Below are 18,800 nucleotides of genomic sequence, written 5' to 3' on the forward strand. Positions count from 1 at the left end.
GAGACTAGGTACGCGTGGCCCCCGAAAAAAGCTCAAAAAATGGTTTGAAAGGGCGCGGTTTTTGCCCCGAGTCCCCCAAAATCAGAGAGTGAAAAATAAATAGTTACCGCCACCCCGGCAGCGTTTTTTTGTAATGGTCAGCGCACAGCCGTTGCCTGGGTTGGCTGGCACATCGTGTGGGAGCCCGGTTGCAGGTATGGCGTCAGAATCGGTGCCATGCCCTTGAGCACCTGCACCGGCAACGCCGAGGTGAAGGTGAAGCTTTCCGCCGAGCGGCCCGGCACGAACGCCGTCAGGGTGCCGAAGTGACTATCGCCGATGTAGAACACGAACGTGGCCGTGCGGTTGAGCGATTTGGAACTCAGGATCCGTCCGCCGGAGCCGATGGCTTCGATGCGGTTGTCACCGGTACCGGTCTTGCCGCCCATGGCCAGCGGGCTGCCATCCGGCAGTTTGAAACTGCCGGCCACGCGTTTGGCGGTACCGGCATCCACCACTTGTGAAAGGGCTTCGCGCATGGCGCTCGCCACCTCGGATGGCATCACCCGTTTGCCGACGTCCGGGTCATTGACCAGTTGGGTTTCATAGGGGGTGTTCGCAGCGAAATGCAGGCTGTCGATGCGCAGGGTTGGCATGCGCACTCCATCGTTGAGGATGGTGCCGATCAATTCGGCCAGGGCGGCGGGGCGGTCGCCGGAGCTGCCGATGGCGGTGGCCAGCGACGGCACCAGGTGATCGAACGGATAGCCGACTTTCTGCCAGCGCTGGTGGATGTCCAGGAAGGCTTCGATCTCCAGCATGGTGCGGATGCGACTGTCGCGGGCGCCCTTGTGCCGGCTTTTGAACAGCCAGCTGTAGACCTCCTGGCGCTCGAACTGGCTGGCTTTGACGATGTCGCTCCACTTGGCGTCGGGGTGATTGAGCAAGTAGCCCATCAGCCACAGGTCCAGCGGGTGGACCTTGGCGATGAAGCCCTGGTCCGGCAAGTCGTAGGCGCCGGGACCGTAGGATTCGTAGAGCCGCACCAGACGTTCGTCGGTGAGTTTTTCCGTGAGCGTGGCGCCCTTGAGGTGCGAGCGCACAAAGGCGTTGAAGCTTTCCTGGCTGGCCTGCGGCAGCAGGTAGCGGTGAACGGCGGCCATGCGGATCGGGGTCGGGCGCATGCTGTCGAGGAAGGTGTCGAGGCGGTCCTGGGTGTCCTTGTTCTTGTACTTCTTCCAGAACTTGAGCAGGAATGAAGTGCCCTCGCGGTCGGCAAATTCGGCCAGGTACTCCTGGCGCCGCGGGTCGCGGTCGTCCTTGAGCAATTCGGCACTGCTGTTGGGGCCGGAGTAGATGGTGTAGCGCACCAGGTCTCGCATCAGGCGAATGAACGGCAGGTTGATCGACTCGCGCAGGGCGTCGCGCAGGGGGGGTATCCGGCCGTTGTCTTCCTTGCGGAAGTTGTTGAACACGTGCAGGCCGCCACCGGTGAAGAATGCCTCGCCGGGGCTGGCGGAGTATTTGCGGTCCAGGGCGGCGCCGAGCATTTTTTTCAGGTCGCGGTCCTTGTTCTCGATCAGGTAATCGACCGCCCAGCGGCTCAGGCGGTCCTGATCCGGTACGTCGACTTTCTTCAGTTCCGGAATGGTCATGCCGACGTATTTGTCGTGCAGCTCGGCGATGATTTGCAGGTAGGTGGTCAGCACGCGCATTTTCGCGGTGGAGCCCAGTTCCAGTTTACTGCCTTCGTTGATGTCGAATGGCTGGTCGGTGCTGTCGGTCTGTACCCGAACCCGCGAGCCGTCCGGGGTCAGTTCGAACAAGGTGAAGCTGTAGCGCACCTGGGTGGTGCTGGTGGTGGTCAGGAGGCGTTCGCCGATCAGGCCGATTTGCGTGGCAAACTCAGGGTCGGCGAGTTTTTTCAGGTACGCGGTGGCCTCGCTTTGCAACTCGCCTTGCAGGGTGCTGGTGGCGGAGAGGTCAAGGCGGTCGAGGTCATACAGCGGGCGATTGAGCATGCCGGCCAGACGGCTGCGCGCGACACTGATGCCCTTGTTGGTTTCAATCGGTTGAATGGTCGGCTGGGTGGCCCAGTCGCGGTAGGTCACTTTGCTGGCCAGGGCGGCGGTGGCGAACTCGGCGTCGATCACATGGTTTTGCGCCAGCAGGCGAATATGGCTGTCGGTGAGGTCGGCCAGTTCATCGTGACCTTTGACCAGGTAGTGCGACGGGCGGCGCTGGGCAATCATCAACGACAGCATCTCACGCAGGGCCAGGCCTTTTTCCGCCATGGTTTTTGGATCCGTCGCGGTGCTGGACAGCGCTTCGTTGGCCTGATTGAAGTCGGTGCCGTACCACACGCGCAACCCTTCAGCCATGCCATGCACTTCACCGTGGCCCGGTACGGCCGACAGCGGCACACTGTTGAGGTAGTCGCGAACCACGTTCTGCCGGGCTTCAAGGGTTTGTGGCCCGGCCTGGTAGGCGCGTACGGTAGCGGAAATCATCTGACGAATCTTCTCCGCGCCATTGACCGTCAAGCCATCGGGGGAATGCCGGTACTTCTCCAGTTGCGTGGCCAGGGTACTGCCACCGGCGGATTGACCGGGTACGTGCAACATCTTGGCCAACTGGGACCACGCCGCCATGCCGAATCGCGGCCAGTCCACTGCCGGGTTGGCCAGCGGTTGTCTGGGGTCGAGCAGGAAGCGGTTCTCGATGAACAGCAGGCTGTTGACCACCACCGGCGGGATCGAGGCAAAGGTCGAGTAAAGCTGCTGTGGATAGTTGTACTGGTACAGCGGCGCTGCGCGGCAATCGGTGATCGATAGCCCGGCCTGGATTTTCTCGGCATAAGGCACGAACAGGCCCTTGTCGCTGTATTTCAACAGCGCCGGGGAAAAGCGGGTTTGTGCTTCGACGACGAAATCACGCTTGATCAGGCGCGGCAGGAACTCATCCAGCGAGCTGTAGCCCAGGCGCCGATCGAACGGACCGTCCCCTGGATAGCGAATCGCATCGCTGGGGCCGGGTTTGAGCTCATAGCTCAGGGACGCGGCGTATTTGCTGACCTCCTGGGCCTGGAACTTCGAGGTACGCATCTCCCTCGCGGCGGAAAGCCCCGCGACAACCGCGATTATCAACAGTAATAGCCAGAACGCTCCCCATCCGTGCCTGGAGCGACGGGGTTTTTCAGGTGTAGGCGCTTCATCCTCTCGTTCATTCGGAACCACGGTTTTACTCGAATCGGTTTGCCACAAAGCGCCCATAGTCGACTGATCCATTCACGCAGATTGATCGGACTTGAATGAAGCTTAGACGGTGGTTGGCGAGGGTGAAGAAAATGTGAAGGGTAAAACGTCGGGTAATGGCCTCTTTTTGTGGCGAGGGAGCTTGCTCCCGCTGGACTGCGAAGCGGTCCCCATACCAGCAACTCTGATCTGTCTGGACGATCTGGTTTTTTGGTTTGCGACTGCTGCGCAGTCGGACGGGACGGTGCGGCGATCCGACAAGCTCCCTCGCCACAGTAGGCAGGAGGGCTGAAACACTTGAACTAGAGCTTTATAGGCTTTGGCTGGGGGCATGACGATGCACCAATGCTGTGCAATACTCCGCGCCCTTTAAATAGCGAAGATTCATACAAAATCCAGTTGATGCCCCTCCGCAAGTCGGGTTATTGCCGGGATTTATGACTGAATTTAGTGGTTTATAGAGTGAATATCTCTGCCGTCAGCTTTTTATACTGCACGACCCGCTGATCCTGCAGGTTTTGTCCTACAGGACGGTTCTGCTTACAAAGCAGGCCCGGTTACGCGAAGCCATTGGCCTATCGGTCGGCGGCTTCAAAGCTCGGTGGTCATATCCAACAACAAGATGAGGTGCCCCTTATGCCCGTAGGCAATCACCAGCCCCAAGGCGAGACCGCTCAGGGCGGTCCGCTTAAACGCGAACTCGGCGAACGGCATATTCGCCTGATGGCGCTCGGTGCCTGTATCGGCGTCGGCCTGTTCCTGGGCTCGGCCAAGGCCATTGAAATGGCCGGCCCGGCCATCATGCTGTCTTACATCATTGGCGGTCTGGCGATCCTGGTGATCATGCGCGCCCTCGGCGAGATGGCCGTGCACAATCCGGTCGCCGGCTCGTTCAGCCGTTACGCCCAGGACTACCTCGGCCCGCTGGCGGGATTTCTGACCGGCTGGAACTACTGGTTTCTGTGGCTGGTGACCTGCGTCGCGGAAATCACGGCCGTGGCGGTGTACATGGGCGTCTGGTTCCCCGATGTGCCGCGCTGGATCTGGGCGCTCGCCGCGCTGATCAGCATGGGCTCGATCAACCTGATCGCGGTCAAGGCCTTCGGTGAATTCGAGTTCTGGTTTGCCCTGATCAAGATCGTCACCATCGTTGCGATGGTGTTCGGCGGTATCGGCATCATCGCCTTCGGTTTCGGCAACGACGGCGTGGCCCTGGGGATTTCCAACCTGTGGACCCACGGCGGCTTCATGCCCAACGGCGTGCAAGGCGTGTTGATGTCCCTGCAAATGGTGATGTTCGCCTACCTGGGCGTGGAGATGATCGGCCTGACCGCCGGTGAAGCGAAGAACCCGCAAAGGACCATTCCCGACGCCATCGGCTCGGTGTTCTGGCGGATTCTGCTGTTCTACGTCGGTGCGTTGTTCGTGATTCTGTCGATCTACCCGTGGAACGAAATCGGCACCCAGGGCAGTCCGTTCGTGATGACCTTCGAGCGCCTGGGCATCAAGACCGCGGCGGGCATCATCAACTTCGTGGTGATCACCGCGGCGTTGTCGTCCTGCAACGGCGGTATCTTCAGTACCGGGCGCATGCTCTACAGCCTGGCGCAGAACGGCCAGGCCCCGGCGGGCTTTGCCAAGACCTCGAACAATGGCGTTCCACGTCGTGCATTGCTGCTGTCGATTGGCGCGTTGCTGCTGGGCGTACTGCTGAACTATCTGGTACCGGAAAAGGTGTTTGTCTGGGTGACGGCGATTGCCACCTTCGGCGCGATCTGGACCTGGGCGATGATCCTGCTGGCCCAGCTGAAATTCCGCAAAGGCCTGAGCGCCAGCGAAGCGGCTGGCCTGAAATATCGCATGTGGCTGTACCCGGTCAGCTCGTACCTGGCGCTGGCGTTCCTGGTGCTGGTGGTGGGCCTGATGGCGTACTTCCCGGACACCCGCGTGGCGCTGTATGTGGGCCCTGCGTTCCTGGTGCTGCTGACGGTGTTGTTCTACGTGTTCAAGCTGCAACCGACCCATGTTGCGCAAGGTGCGGCGCGTTCGGCTTCGTAAGTCGTAATGCCTGAAAGACAAAAGCCCCGGTCGTAAATGATCGGGGCTTTTGGGTTTTGAAGAGCAAATGATCGCAGCCTGCGGCAGCTCCTACAGGAGGATGCGGTCTGATTCTGTAGGAGCTGCCGCAGGTTGCGATCTTTTGATTGTCTGGTTCAAACGCTTGTTGAACTCCAGCCACGCCGCCAGCAACGCCATCAACCCGGCGCCCACCAGCGCCGTGAAGATCTGCATGGCAAAAGCATCGTCGGTCAATGCATTGACCATGTCCGCCAGGGGCGCCAGCAGCACGCCCAGACAGAAAATCTCCAGCGAGAAACGGCCCATGCGGCAACTTTGCTGCGCCAGCCAGTTTTGCGTCCATCCGCTGTCGGGAATCAGTTTCGCCGTGACGTAGGCCAGTGCGAGGAAATGCAGCAGGCGCACGGGTGACAGGTCGGTCTTGCTGATGGGGTACAGGATGTTTTGCAGGCTCGCTGGCACCACGGCATCGTGTATGTCCGGCCAACGCCACAGCACGGTCAACACACCCGCGACCACGACATACAACGCCGCACCGACAAACAACGGCTGGCGAACCAGTGGGCGGGATTCGGGCAGGCGCGGGCGCTGGCTGTGAATCGCAGCGGCACCGCCGAGCACGAACAGCAACTGCCAGGCGACCGGGTTGAAATACCACACGCCGTCCTTGATGGCGGCCAGGTTCCAGCCAGCCAGCGGCACCATCAGGTACAGCGCCAATGACATCGCGACCACCACCCAGGCCTGGAGCACCAGCAGGGGCAGCGCAAGGGGCAAGCCCGCCAACAGCACGATGTACAGCGGCAGCGGGTCCATCAGGTTCGGCTTGAAGCGCAACAGCAGTTCATCGATCAGCGCCTGCTGCGGGTTGCTGATGAAGTGATGCATGCCCATTTCCTCCACCAGGTCCCGTGTTTCCACGTGGCTGTTGGCGAAAAACACAATGCCCATCAGCATCGCCAACAGGAAGATGTGTACCACGTAGAGCACCCACGCCCGGCGCAGGATTTTCACGCAGGCGATCAGAAAGCCTTCGCGCGCCAGGACTTTGCCGTACGCCAATACGGACGCGAAGCCTGCCAGGAACACGAAAATCTCGGCTGCATCGCTGAAACCGAAGTTACGCAGGGTGATTTGCCCCAAGGGGTTGTGGGGCACGTGATCCCAGAAGATGAAGATCAGTGCCAGGCCACGAAAAAAGTCGATCCGGTGATCGCGCGCTAAGGTCATGACAGCAGGCTCGTAACAACGGGTGAAAATGGGATTGGCCACAGGCGCAAAGGCCATGTGCCCGATCGGCGGCGCGCAGGGTGGACTGATTCGCGGGCAATTGCAAAGTCGGGATATTACCGGATGTCTCGGGCGTTGCTTCAAGGCTCAACCGCTGGTCTGAAAGGTCCAACAACCTGCGATTTCTGACAGTAGACAGGCTCAAATACTATTGAATGCAACGTTCTGGAAGCGGGAGCCTCCCATGAGACTGTTGTGGAAAGGTCTGTCCAGTTACACGGTGATCGGGGTCGCCAACACCCTGATTCACTGGCAGATCTTTTTCCTGCTGAGCGTGGCGGCCAGCCTCAGCCAGGCGGTCAGCAACCTGGCTGCCTTTTGCGTGGCTGCGTCGTTTTCCTTCTACATGAACGCGCAATTTACCTTCGCCGCCAGTGCCACGGTCGCGGGTTATCTGCTGTTTCTTTTGGGCATGGGGGCATTGAGCCTGGGTGTCGGTCATCTGGGCGACATCTGGCGATTGCACGGTTTGTTCACCGTGGCCCTGTTTTCGGCGTTGAGCCTGGTGTTCGGTTTCCTGTATTCCAAATACGTGGTGTTTCGTGAGCGTGATCGATGAAAATCTCGCTCATTGTCCCGGTGTTCAACGAAGAGCAGTCCATCAACCTGTTTTATCAGGCGGTGCGACGGGAGTTGAGGCTGGGTGACACCGAAGTCGAGATCGTGTTCATCAACGACGGCAGCTCCGACCGCACGGCCGAACAGGCTACGGCTCTGGCCCAGGCGGATGATCGGGTCATGCTGATCAATTTCTCGCGCAACTTCGGCAAGGAGCCGGCACTGTTTGCCGGCCTGGAATACGCCAGTGGCGATGCCGTGATCCCGATGGATGTCGACCTGCAGGACCCGATCAACGTCATTCCGTTGTTGATCGAGCAATGGCAAAAGGGGGCCGACGTGGTACTCGCCAAGCGTCGCAGCCGGGCTGACGACGGCTACCTCAGGCGTCACAGCGCGTCGATTTTCTACCATGTGCTCAATCGCATCGCCTACACCCGCATCGAGGAAAACGTCGGGGACTTCCGGCTGATGGATCGCAAGGTGGTCGACGTGATCCGGTCCTTGCCCGAGCATCAGCTGTTCATGAAAGGCGTGCTGTCGTGGGCCGGGTTCAACACCGTGGTGGTGGAGTTCGAGCGGCCAGGAAGGGTGGCGGGGAGCAGCAAGTTCAATGGCTGGAAGCTGTGGAACCTGGCCCTGGAAGGCGTGACCTCATTCAGCACCGTGCCGCTGCGCTTGTGGACTTACGTCGGTGGCGGCATTTCGATTTTCGCGGTGCTCTATGCGGTGTACATGGTGCTGGACAAGATTTTCTTCGGCAACAGCGTCCCCGGTTATCCGTCGCTGATGACTGCGATCCTGTTTCTCGGCGGCGTGCAGTTGATCGGCATCGGCATCCTCGGCGAGTACATCGGTCGCATCTACATCGAGGCCAAGCACCGGCCGCGTTATGTGATCAAGGACATCGTCGGCGGCAAAGACCGGGGCGGGCGTTAGCATGGGCCGGTTCAGCGACCTCTTCGTTCGCGAGCTCAGCCGGCACCAGGTCCGGCGGTTTTTTCTGTTTGCCACCCTGGTGTATATCCTGCCGTTGATCCTCGCCGATTATCCCTACATCGATGACAACTGGCGCTCGCTGTCGGCGGGCATGGCCTGGGCCGAGCAGGGCCGACTCTTCGCCCAGCTGTTCTACAACGCGCTGACCTTCAGCCATGCCGCGCCGAACATCTTTCCCTTGCCCTTGCTGATCGCCACGCTGGCCATGGCGTCGGCGCTGACCAGCCTGACGCTCCATTACTTTCACAAGCCAAGCGTCGCTTGTTGCCTGGTACTGTTGCCGCTCTGGTACAACCCGTTCTTCCTGCAAAACCTGTCCTATCAATACGACGGTCCCACCACGACCCTCAGCCTGGTGGCAGTGATCTACGCCATCACCTTTCGTCACCCGTGGCGTAGCGTGCAATGGCTGGTGCCGGCGTTCCTGATTGCATTGGCGCTGGGGTTGTATCAGGTCAGCCTGAATGTGTTCCTGGGCCTGTGTTGCCTGGAGTTGCTCAGGGCCGCCAACGATAAGACGGCCCCGTTGCCATGGCGCGACCTGCTGGGCTGGAAAGCCGCCCAGGTCATCCTCGGCGGGTTGATCTACAGCGTCAGTGCGGGTCCGTACATGGACTCCAATCGCACATCGTTGCTCGATTGGACGGCGCACCCTTTTTTGCAGATCCAGATCAACATTGCCCGGGTCCTGGAAAAAGTCGTGCTGCTGTTCCATGGCGGATGGCTCTGGGTGTTCGGCGGGTTACTGTTGATCGCGATAGCCGGGGCAGTGCGGTTGGGATTGAACATAGCGGTGCGCCAGGACGGTGGGCCAAAGAAGCTGTTGATCGGCCTGATGTGTTTGCTGACTTTGCCGGTGGTGACGCTGCTGGTGTCCGGTGTCGCGCTGTTTTTTCGCGACTTCAACGAAGGCGCCCGCACCTTGATGGGCTTCGCCGTGTTGTTGGTGTTGCTGTTCTACCTGGGGCATCTGGCGCTGGCCTCGATCCATGAGCGGCTGCCGCTGCTGTTGATGATTCCCCTGTTGGCCATGTTGTCGCTGTCGTTCGCCTATGGTCGGGTGCTGACGGTGCAGAAAACCTTTGCGTCCACGGCACTGGCCGGTCTTGCGTACGACATCGCCAGCCACCAGTCGCTTCGCGAAGCCAGGCGGATCTACATCTCGGTGAGTTATTCCGACTATTGGTTAGTGGCGGCGGCAGGCTCATTCAAGCAGTTGCCGGTGCTGCACTATTTGCTCAATACCGACTTTTACATGCTGGCCGAAAACCTGCCGAAAGCGGGGATCACCAACGTGGTGGCGGAGCAGGAGCGGCGCAACGCGACGCGGGTCGGGTACCAGGGCTATCCGGCGCTGGTGGACAGCCAGTTCTACCGGATTTACCTGATCGGTGATTACGGTTTTATCGTGATGAAGGAACCGACCCCGAGCAAAACACTGCGCTGGTAATGCGCGATTTTGATCGGGGTGGCGAAGTCATGCCGCCGCTATGTCATTGGGCTCGAAACTGTCGGCCCGGGCCATCTGCCACATCCGCGAGTAGAACTCGCCGTTCACTTCGCCAGTCAGCAATTCCCCCGGTTTGAGGAACACGTGCAACTGCGAGAACAATTTGATCTCGGTCGCCGACATGCGTCGCACCAGATGCTTGGCTGACAGCTGTGACGGGTGTTCGAGGCCGGCGGCGGCGAGCATTTCCGCCAGGGCCTTGAGGGTGTTGCGGTGGAAGTTGAACACGCGCTGGGCCTTGTCCGGAACCACCAGCGCGCGCTGGCGCAGGGTGTCCTGGGTGGCGACGCCGGTCGGGCATTTATTGGTGTGGCAGCTCTGCGACTGAATGCAGCCGATGGCGAACATGAAACCGCGCGCCGAGTTGGCCCAGTCGGCGCCGATGGCCAGCACGCTGGCGATGTCGAAGGCGCTGACGATCTTGCCGCTGGCGCCGAGCTTGATCTTGTCCCGCAGGTTCAGGCCCACCAGGGTGTTGTGCACGAACAGCAGGCCTTCGCGCATCGGCACGCCGATGTGGTCGGTGAACTCCACGGGCGCGGCGCCGGTGCCGCCTTCCTTGCCGTCGACGACGATGAAGTCCGGGAGGATGCCCGTCTCCAGCATGGCCTTGGCGATGCCCATGAACTCCCACGGATGGCCGAGGCAGAACTTGAAGCCCACCGGTTTGCCGCCGGACAATTCACGCAGTTGCGCGATGAAATGCATCATTTCAATCGGCGTGGAAAACGCAGTGTGGCGCGACGGTGACACGCAGTCCTCGCCCATCAGGATGCCGCGGGTTTCAGCGATTTCCCGGGTGACCTTGTGCTTGGGCAGGATGCCGCCGTGGCCGGGCTTGGCGCCCTGGCTCATCTTGATTTCGATCATCCGTACCTGCGGCGTCCGGGCTTGCGCCGCAAAGCGTTCCGGGTCGAAACGGCCGTCGCTGGTGCGGCAACCGAAGTAACCGCTGCCCAGTTCCCAGGTCAGGTCGCCACCGTTTTCCCGGTGATAGGGGCTGATGCTGCCTTCGCCGGTGTCATGGGCGAAGTTGCCGAGCTTGGCACCCTGGTTCAGCGCGCGGATGGCGTTGGCGCTGAGGGAGCCGAAACTCATGGCCGAGATATTGAACACTGACGCCGAATACGGCTGGGTGCACTGCGGGCCGCCGACGGTGACGCGGAAACTGCTCGGGTCGCTCAAGGGCGCGGGGCGCATGGAGTGGCCGATGAATTCGAAACCCGACTGATACACGTCAATCAGCGTGCCGAAGGGTTTGTCGGCGGTTTCATTCTTGGCCCGGGAATAGACCAGCGAGCGCTGGGCCCGGGAGAAGGGCAGGGCGTCGCTGTCGGATTCGAGCAGGTACTGGCGGATCTCCGGGCGGATGCCTTCGACCAGGTAGCGGATATTGCCGAGGATCGGGTAATTGCGGCGCACTGCGTGGGGGCTTTGCAGCAGATCGAACACACCGATCAGGCTGAGGACAGCCGTGACGGCGGTGATCGGCCAGAGCCAGTCATAGTCAAGAAAAGGCAGGCTGGCGAGGGTGAATATCACGCAGGCGGCAAAGAAGGCGTAGCGGCTCAGGAGTGACAGGCTCATACGGTTTCCTTGGGTTCGGACTCGAGTTTAAAGATCGCAGCCTTCGGCAGCTCCTACAGGGAATGCGATCCATGTAGGAGCCGCCGAAGGCTGCGATCTTTTCAGGCATTTTGTGCCTGGAGAAAAATCGAAAACAGCTCGGACTGGGATTTGATCCCCAGCTTGCTGTACATGTGTTTCTTGTGGACTTTCACGGTTTCGACAGAGATTTCCAGCTTACGGGCGATTTCTTTACTGGAGCAACCGCTGAGCATCAAACGCCCGACATCCAGCTCCCGGGCCGTCAACTGCGCGCCTTTGAGCTGCTGCACCGAGGCTTCCAGCTGTACCCGCCAGTCGGCGTGTGGCGGTGCGGGGGCCAGGGCCACGGCTTCGTTGATGTCGTAGGGTAGACGCTGGCGCAACAGGCCGAGCACCCACGGCTGGATCAACGACAACAAGGCGATCTGCTGGCCGCTGAAGCGCTGCTTGCTACCCAGTGACAGGCACAGCGTGCGGTCGCCTTCGAGCTGGCAATTGAACTGGATTTCATCGGCCACCACATTCAGGCGAAAGTAGCGCTGGTAATACTCGGTCAGTTCGAAGTGCTCCGGGGCTACTTCCGACAGACGATAAAGCCCGGTGCGCGACTGCTCGCGGCAGGCGATGTAGAAGGGGTCGAGCAGGTACAGGCCGCGCAGGTAGTCCTGGAACAACTGGTCGGGGCTGCCGTCTTCGCCGGGGCATTCGGCGAACACTTGCGGGCGCTGATCGGCACTGAAAAGCAGCGCCACCCAGCTGTCGAAGGGTACGTACTGGTCCAGCAGGCGTACAAGCCGGGTCCAGAAATTGGGCTTGTCCAGGGCGTCGATCAGTTGCCCCACCGAGCGGTGCCAGGCGATGTCGTCCAACGAGAGTGTCATGCATCTACCCCTATCGTGTTACCCCAGCGGCGTGATTCCCCGCCCGGTTGCTTGGTGCGCATACTGGCGCACAGACACCGACCGGGCAATCTTTCTGCCGCCCGGCCCATGACAAGGAATACCCATGAAGGTCGAACTCGCCCAATTGGCAGGCCGTGACAACGACACGGCCTACAACCTCGAACGCACTCTGGCGGCGATGGCTGCGTGTGCAGCCGATACGCAACTGATCCTGTTCCCCGAAGGCCACTTGATGGGCTTCCCTTCGGCCGAGTCCGTGGCCGAGGTGGCCGAACCACTGGACGGCCCGTCCGTCAGCGCGGTAATCGCCGCCGCCCGCCAGCGCAATATCGGCGTGGCCATCGGCATGGCCGAGAACGACAACGGCCGCTTCTACAACACCACGCTGTTGATCACCCCTGAAGGCATCGCGCTGAAGTACCGCAAGACTCACTTGTGGGCCTCGGATCGCGGCGTCTACGAGGCGGGCGATCGCTACGCCACCTGCCTGTGGAACGGCGTGCGCGTGGGCCTGCTGATTTGCTACGACATCGAATTCCCCGAAAGCGCCCGTGCCCTGGCGCAACTGGGGGCCGAACTGTTGATCGTCACCAACGGCAACATGGACCCCTACGGCCCGACCCACCGCACCGCGATCATGGCCCGCGCCCAGGAAAACCAGGCGTTTGCGCTGATGGTCAACCGGGTGGAAGAGGGTGACGGTGGTTTGCTGTTTGCCGGCGGCAGCGCATTGGTCGATCCAATGGGCACCTTGTTGTTCGAAGCCGGACGCGAGGAAGGGCAGTTTGCGGTCGAGTTGGACCTGAACCAGCTGACGGCGGCACGCCAGGATTACCGTTATCTGGATGATCAGCGGCTGAGGTTGCCGGGGGAGGTGGTTGAGCAGGCGGGTGGGCTGCGGGAGCTGCTGATTCCTTCGAACTGAACATCAAAAGATCGCAGCCTTCGGCAGCTCCTACAGGTAAATGCGTTCGGCGTAGGAGCTGCCGAAGGCTGCGATCTTTTCAGGCTTTCAACTGGATTCAACGCCAAAGAACAACAACGCAACACCCGTAATTTGCGCCGAACTCGGCTCTGCCATAAATCCAATAAAATCCGGAGTAGTCGCTCATGGCTCGTTTGCAACGCACCCTGTCACTAGGGTCGGTGGTGCTGTTTGGCATCGCCTACATGACGCCGATCATTGTGCTCGGCACCTTTGGCATCCTCGCCCAATCCACCGCCGGCATGGTGCCGGCCGCGTACCTCGCGGCGCTGGTGGCGATGTTCTTTACCGCCATGAGCTACGGGCGCATGGCCTCGGCGTTCCCGGTGGCCGGCTCGGCCTACAGCTACGTGCGCAAGGCCATCAGCCCGAAGCTCGGGTTCATCGCCGGTTGGGCGGTGCTGCTCGATTACCTGTTCCTGCCCATGGCGATCTGGCTGATCGGCGCGGCTTACCTCAACTCCGCATTCCCGGCGGTGCCGCAGTGGATCTGGGTACTGGCGTTCATCGGCATCACCAGCGCGATCAACATCGTCGGCCTGAAACTAGCCAACGGCATCAATGCCTTGCTAATGCTGGTGCAGTTTCTGGTACTGATCGCCTTCGTCGCACTGTGCGTGCATTACGTCGGCGGTGATGCAAGCACGCCGTTGTGGTCGATCAAACCGTTCTTCAATGGCGACATGCAGATGCCGCTGATCATGAGCGGCGCGGCCATCGCCTGTTACTCGTTCCTGGGCTTCGACGCGGTCAGCACCCTGACCGAGGAAACCCGTGATCCACGCCGCACCATTCCCCGGGCGATCATGCTGATCACCCTGATCGGCGGGCTGATTTTCGTCGGTGTGTCGTACTTCGTGCAGGTCGCCCATCCGTCGTTCCAGTTCGACAGCGTCGACTCGGCGGCCTATGAAATTGCCCGCAACATCGGTGGCGACCTGTTCGTCTCGATCTTCCTGATCGGCCTGATCGTCGGCCAGTTCGCCTCGGGCCTGTCGGCCCAGGCCAGCGGTTCGCGGCTGCTGTACGCCATGGGCCGCGACGGCGTGTTGCCGAAGTCGTTTTTCGGCACCTTGCACGAACGCTTCGGCACGCCGATCAACAGCATCCTGCTGTGCGCGGTGGTGGCGTTGCTGGCACTGAAACTGGACGTCACCACCTCGACCTCGTTCATCAACTTCGGCGCGTTCCTGGCGTTCAGCCTGGTGAACCTGTCGGTGATCTTCCATTACTGGATCGGTGGCGAAAACAAAGGTCTGCGCGAGTTCGTGTTGTTCCTGCTGTTCCCGTTCATCGGCCTGGCAGCGGATTTGTGGCTGATGGTCAGCCTCGATCACCTGGCGATTTACCTGGGCTTGAGCTGGCTGGCAATCGGCGTGATGTACTTGGCGGTGCTGACCGGCGGGTTCCGTCGGCAGCCGCCGGAGATGGACTTCCAGGAAGCGCTCTGAGGCGCCGTCAGGCGGCCGGTCGGGTCTGGCGTAGCGGTAGTTGTACGCGAAACGTCGTCCCGCTCCCCAGCTCGCTGCTCACCGAAATATCGCCACCGTGTTTTTTCACAATGCCATAGGACAGGGACAGGCCGAGCCCTGTCCCTTGGCCCACCGGTTTAGTAGTGAAAAACGGATCGAAGATTTTTTGCAGGGTGTCGGGCGCGATGCCTGATCCTGTATCGGCGATTTCGATCCATGCCGTCTCGCCCTGCGTCCCGGTGCGAAGGGTGATGGTGCCGCGTTCGGGGCCCATGGCCTGCGCGGCGTTGACCACGAGGTTCATGATGACCTGGTTGATTTGCGACGGCAGGCACTCGATTTCCGGCAGCACCTGATAGTCTTTGACTACATCAGCCTTGTACTTGAGTTCGCTGGCGACGATGTTCAGTGTCGACTCGATGCCCTGTTGCAGATTGGCCCATTGCCATTCCTGATTGTTGTCGATCCGGGAGAAGTCTTTCAGGTCCCTGACGATCTGCCCGACCCGGCTGATTCCCTCCTTCGACTCTTTGATCAGCAGCGGCACATCCTCGCGCAGATACTCAAGTTCGATCTGCTCGCGCATGTGCTCAAGTTGCAACGCTGTCTGGCTGCCCGCCAGGACCTGTTCAGCGCTGTGATAGGCGTCGAGCATGGTCAGCAATTGCTGAAAGTAACCGTCAAGAGTGCCAAGGTTGGAGGAGATGAACCCGATCGGATTGTTGATCTCATGCGCGACACCGGCCGCCAGTTGGCCCAGCGAAGCGAGCTTTTCCGATTGCACCAACTGGCCTTCCAGTTGCTTGCGCTCGTCGATTTCCCGCTGCAAAGCCTCGCTGGCCTGCTTGAGCTGGGCGGTGCGCTGATCCACCAGGTGTTCCAGGTGATGCATCTGCAGCGAGGCCCGTTCGGTCATTTCCCATTTGGTCAGCAAGGTGTTGGCCATCTGCTTGACTTCGATATTGTCGAACGGTTTCTTCAGGATCAGCAGCCGGTCATGGGCATTCAGACGATTGAGCAGATCGTCCCAGGAATAATCGGAGTAGGCGGTACAGACCACCACCTGTAATTGCGGATCCTGCTGCCACAGGTGTTCGATGGTCTTTGCCCCGTCCCAGCCGTCGGGCATACGCATGTCGACAAACGCCAGCGCGTAGGGGCGTTGTTCCTGCAGCGCGAGGTTGAGTTTGCCCAGGCCTTCTTCGCCACCATAGGCCGAATCCAGTTCGAAAATCGGGCGCTCGGGTTGGGTCTGTTCGCCAAACAATGCGGCCTCCATCTCGTCGAGTTCTGCCGAGTGAGCCTGGGGCGGGGCGAGGATCTTGCGAAAATCGTCGTGGATCGACGGCATGTCGTCGATCAACAGAATGCGGCGGTTCGAGAGCTCACTCATGCGTTCTCCGTTACGGTGATCAGCGGTATCTGCAAGGTAAACAACGCGCCAAGGCCGGGGCCGTCGCTGTGGGCGGTGAGGTGGCCATTCATCTCGATGGCCGCCAGCGCGCAGCTGTGCAGGCCGAAACCATGACCTTCCTTGCGGGTGGTGAAACCGTGGGCAAAGATCCGCGTCATGTTTTCCGGGGCGATACCTTCGCCATCATCCCTGACGCTGATTTCCAGGAAAGTGTCGTCGACGATTCGCACACCGAGGGTCATTTCCCTTGAGCGGTTGTTGAGGTCGGACATTGCGTACTTGGCATTGCTGATCAGGTTGATTAGGATCAGCAGCAAGCGGTGCTTGTCCCCCATCACCTGAGGCACCTCGCTGTATTCCTTGATCACCGTGACGTGATGCCGGGCCAGCGCACCGGTATTCATGCGCAGTGCGTCTTCGAGCAGTTCGCTGATGTACAGCGGTTCGGTGATGCTGTTGGCCCCGGCATAGGATTGCTGGGTGGCAACGATGTCCTTGATATGGTCGACGCTCTTGCTCATCTGACCCAGTTCGTCGGCCATCTCCTGCTGTTCCTGGGCGATGGCGCCGACCAGTTGATTGAGATAACCGGGCAGTAGCTTGCCCTTTTCGTCCTCGGTCAGGAAATGGCCAAGATCCTCCGGATGGCCGTTGATCAGTTGCATTGCCTTGCCCAGTCCGAGGGTCTTGCTGCTGCGAAGCTTTCGCGCAATCAGGTCGGCAGAGATGTTCACGCTATTGAGCACGTTGCCGACGTTGTGCAGCACGTTGGTCGCGATTTCGGCCATGCCGGCCTGGCGCGCGGCGCCGAGCAGTTCGCTCTGGGCATTCCTGAGCTCGCGGGTACGTTCCTCGACCCGCTGTTCGAGCACGTCGTTGGCGGTTTGCAGAGCATTGTTGACCCGGTTGATCTCGGCGAAGCTGCGGATCAGCCGAAATGCCAGCCACATCAGCAGCAACACCAGCAGGCCGGAAAACACCAGCAGGTAGAAATGGTATTTCTTGTCGATTTTCTCGGACCGTTGCTGATCCAGGTTGAGCATGTTGGTGATGTCGTCCAGACGATCCGCCACGGGAACCGCTTCGATGTCTTCGAGCAAAGCGTTGACAAGCGGCTGCTCGCGCAGGATCAGGGCGACGTGATTGCTGAGGATCCTGATCGGGGTATGAAACTCCCCAGGCAAGCGTTGCGCGTTCACCGCCAGTTTGCTCAGCCCCACCTGAATGTCGGCGGCTTTGTCGACGGAGGTGACCTGGGCGAACTCCAGGGCACTGAGCAACAGGTCATAGGTATCGGTGGCGATGTTTTGCACTTGCAGCTTGTCGAGGTCAGGCAGGTCGGCCAGTTGCGCCTGGATGTCGTCCTCGGCGGTGGGCAGGAAGGCCAGCGAGTTGCGCAGCAAGGCGTTGTGCGACTTGAACTGCTCCACCAGTCGGGTCTTTTCCTGCATCGCCTGCAGAAAAGCCTCGTGGGCATCGCTCCATTGCTTTGAGTCGTTGCGCCCATGACCTGACTCCATGGTATCGAACTGCTCCCATAGCCGGTTCATCTCGTTCATTGGCGAAACCAGAGGGTCGTAGTTATGCGAAATCGCCACCCGGGACTTGAGGACCTCGTTTTCCCACTGGGCGTCCTGCTGTTTCATCAGGCGGATCAGATCCCGGGATTCCGAGTAGGTCACGGTCTGTTCCGAGTTGGATTTGAAGTACAGAAAAACCAGGGTCGAGGCCAGGAGCACGGCGACGAGCGCGAGTAACAGCAGGCTGAAGCGGCGTGAAAGCTTTATCATGACTTGCCCTTCCATTCGCCGGTCAGGGTCTTGAGAAACTTCACAATCAGCGCTTTGTCTTCAGCGCTCGGCATGCGCCCCAACTGGTACTGGAACATGACGTCCACGGCTCTTTCGAGGGTGGGCGCCGAGCCGTCGTGAAAGTAGGGGGCGGTCAGCGCGACATTGCGCAGGCTCGGGACCTTGAACACCGAGCGGTCCGCTTTGTCACCGGTAATGTTGAACCGTCCCTGGTCAGCGACGGTCGGGTTGCCGCGATCGGCGATGTAATCACCGAACACCCCGAACTTCTGGAACATGTTGCCACCGATGTTCACGCCCTGATGACAGGCGATGCAGCCGTAGTCCTTGAAGCGCTGATAGCCGTATTTCTCGTCGAGGGTCAGGATGCTTGTATTGCCCAGCAGGTATTGATCGAAACGGGATCCGGGCGTCAGCAGGGTGCGCTCGTAGGCGGCCAGTGCGCTCTGTATATTGGCCTTGGTCACTGCCTTCGGGAACGCCGCGCTGAAGCCTGCGCGGTAGTCTGGATCCTCGTTGATCCGCTGGATGATGGTGTTCCAGTCGCTGCCCATTTCGTGGGGACTGGTAATGACGACGTTGCTTTGCGCCTCGAGCGTTTCGACGCGGCCGTCCCAGAATTGGCGAAAGTTGAGGCTGGCGTTGAATACCGTCGGCGTGTTGATCGATACCGGTTGTCCATCGAAGCCGAGGGAAAGCGCGCGGGTGTCGGCTCCGCTCTTGTCCAGTTGATGACAACTGGCGCAGGACAGGGTGTTGTTGACCGACAGGCGCGGATCACTGAAGAGCTTGCGACCGAGTTCGACCTGAGCGGGGTTCTGTTTCGGTATTTCGGGCAACGGTTTGAGCGGTTCGTCCAGCGGCGCGGCACCGGCGATAGCACTGAGCCCGTAAAGCAGGATCGCAAGGGAGGGGGGGACAAGGGACATGGGCCATCGT

The 18,800-nt window shown here is 60.3% G+C and carries 13 protein-coding genes; 6 read left to right on the plus strand and 7 right to left on the minus strand.

The annotated features are described in order from the left end of the window. Positions 1-137 precede the first annotated feature (137 nt). The gene (locus ASD95_RS18995) at positions 138-3,251 is read right to left on the minus strand and encodes a transglycosylase domain-containing protein (RefSeq protein ID WP_056721145.1); all 3,114 of its coding nucleotides are present in this window, start codon (positions 3,249-3,251) and stop codon (positions 138-140) included. A gap of 618 nt (positions 3,252-3,869) precedes the next feature. On the opposite strand from ASD95_RS18995, the gene ASD95_RS19005 reads away from it, so the two are divergent. Continuing rightward, a complete protein-coding gene (locus ASD95_RS19005; RefSeq protein WP_056721142.1) occupies positions 3,870-5,291 on the plus strand; it encodes an amino acid permease in 1,422 nt (473 codons plus the stop codon). A 90-nt stretch (positions 5,292-5,381) separates the two neighbouring features. On the opposite strand, the gene ASD95_RS19010 is transcribed toward ASD95_RS19005, so the two are convergent. Continuing rightward, positions 5,382-6,542: an OpgC family protein gene (locus ASD95_RS19010; RefSeq protein ID WP_056721140.1), complete on the minus strand. Its 1,161-nt coding sequence runs from the start codon at positions 6,540-6,542 to the stop codon at positions 5,382-5,384. A 244-nt stretch (positions 6,543-6,786) separates the two neighbouring features. On the opposite strand from ASD95_RS19010, the gene ASD95_RS19015 reads away from it, so the two are divergent. The 3 genes from ASD95_RS19015 to ASD95_RS19025 are packed head-to-tail and all read left to right on the plus strand — an operon-like array spanning position 6,787 to position 9,609. After that, entirely contained in the window at positions 6,787-7,161 is a 375-nt protein-coding gene (locus tag ASD95_RS19015; protein ID WP_056721138.1) for a GtrA family protein, read from the plus strand. Next, complete coding sequence (locus ASD95_RS19020; protein ID WP_056721135.1) at positions 7,158-8,099, plus strand: glycosyltransferase family 2 protein; 942 nt, start codon at positions 7,158-7,160, stop codon at positions 8,097-8,099. Before ASD95_RS19015 ends, ASD95_RS19020 begins: the two co-directional genes overlap by 4 nt. Before the next feature lies 1 nt (position 8,100). Next, positions 8,101-9,609, plus strand: coding sequence for a glucosyltransferase domain-containing protein (locus tag ASD95_RS19025; RefSeq protein WP_056721133.1), 1,509 nt, complete (start codon positions 8,101-8,103; stop codon positions 9,607-9,609). Positions 9,610-9,636: 27 nt separating this feature from the next. Here ASD95_RS19025 and ASD95_RS19030 read toward each other — a convergent pair whose 3' ends face one another. Together ASD95_RS19030 and ASD95_RS19035 are read right to left on the minus strand one after the other, a co-directional pair. After that, the gene (locus ASD95_RS19030; protein WP_056721131.1) at positions 9,637-11,256 is read right to left on the minus strand and encodes an FMN-binding glutamate synthase family protein; all 1,620 of its coding nucleotides are present in this window, start codon (positions 11,254-11,256) and stop codon (positions 9,637-9,639) included. A gap of 101 nt (positions 11,257-11,357) precedes the next feature. Next, positions 11,358-12,158: a helix-turn-helix transcriptional regulator gene (locus tag ASD95_RS19035; protein ID WP_056721129.1), complete on the minus strand. Its 801-nt coding sequence runs from the start codon at positions 12,156-12,158 to the stop codon at positions 11,358-11,360. Positions 12,159-12,282: 124 nt separating this feature from the next. On the opposite strand from ASD95_RS19035, the gene ASD95_RS19040 reads away from it, so the two are divergent. Both ASD95_RS19040 and ASD95_RS19045 read left to right on the plus strand, forming a co-directional pair. After that, positions 12,283-13,104: a carbon-nitrogen hydrolase family protein gene (locus ASD95_RS19040; protein ID WP_056721126.1), complete on the plus strand. Its 822-nt coding sequence runs from the start codon at positions 12,283-12,285 to the stop codon at positions 13,102-13,104. 185 nt (positions 13,105-13,289) lie between these two features. Further along, positions 13,290-14,615 carry an APC family permease gene (locus ASD95_RS19045; RefSeq protein WP_056721125.1) on the plus strand — a complete coding sequence of 442 codons (1,326 nt, stop codon included), beginning with the start codon at positions 13,290-13,292 and terminating at the stop codon, positions 14,613-14,615. Positions 14,616-14,622: 7 nt separating this feature from the next. Here the strand turns inward: ASD95_RS19045 and ASD95_RS19050 are convergent, their stop codons facing one another. From ASD95_RS19050 to ASD95_RS19060, 3 genes are read right to left on the minus strand one after another with little or no spacing between them, the layout of a single operon-like run. Continuing rightward, positions 14,623-16,029: an ATP-binding protein gene (locus tag ASD95_RS19050; protein WP_056721122.1), complete on the minus strand. Its 1,407-nt coding sequence runs from the start codon at positions 16,027-16,029 to the stop codon at positions 14,623-14,625. Further along, on the minus strand, positions 16,026-17,840 hold the full coding sequence (locus ASD95_RS19055; RefSeq protein WP_056721120.1) for a DAHL domain-containing protein: 1,815 nt from the start codon (positions 17,838-17,840) through the stop codon (positions 16,026-16,028). Before ASD95_RS19055 ends, ASD95_RS19050 begins: the two co-directional genes overlap by 4 nt. Further along, a complete protein-coding gene (locus ASD95_RS19060; RefSeq protein ID WP_056721118.1) occupies positions 17,837-18,790 on the minus strand; it encodes a cytochrome-c peroxidase in 954 nt (317 codons plus the stop codon). Before ASD95_RS19060 ends, ASD95_RS19055 begins: the two co-directional genes overlap by 4 nt. Positions 18,791-18,800: the final 10 nt, after the last annotated feature.

It is taken from the genome of Pseudomonas sp. Root71 (genome assembly GCF_001429045.1).
GTDB lineage: Bacteria > Pseudomonadota > Gammaproteobacteria > Pseudomonadales > Pseudomonadaceae > Aquipseudomonas > Aquipseudomonas monachiensis.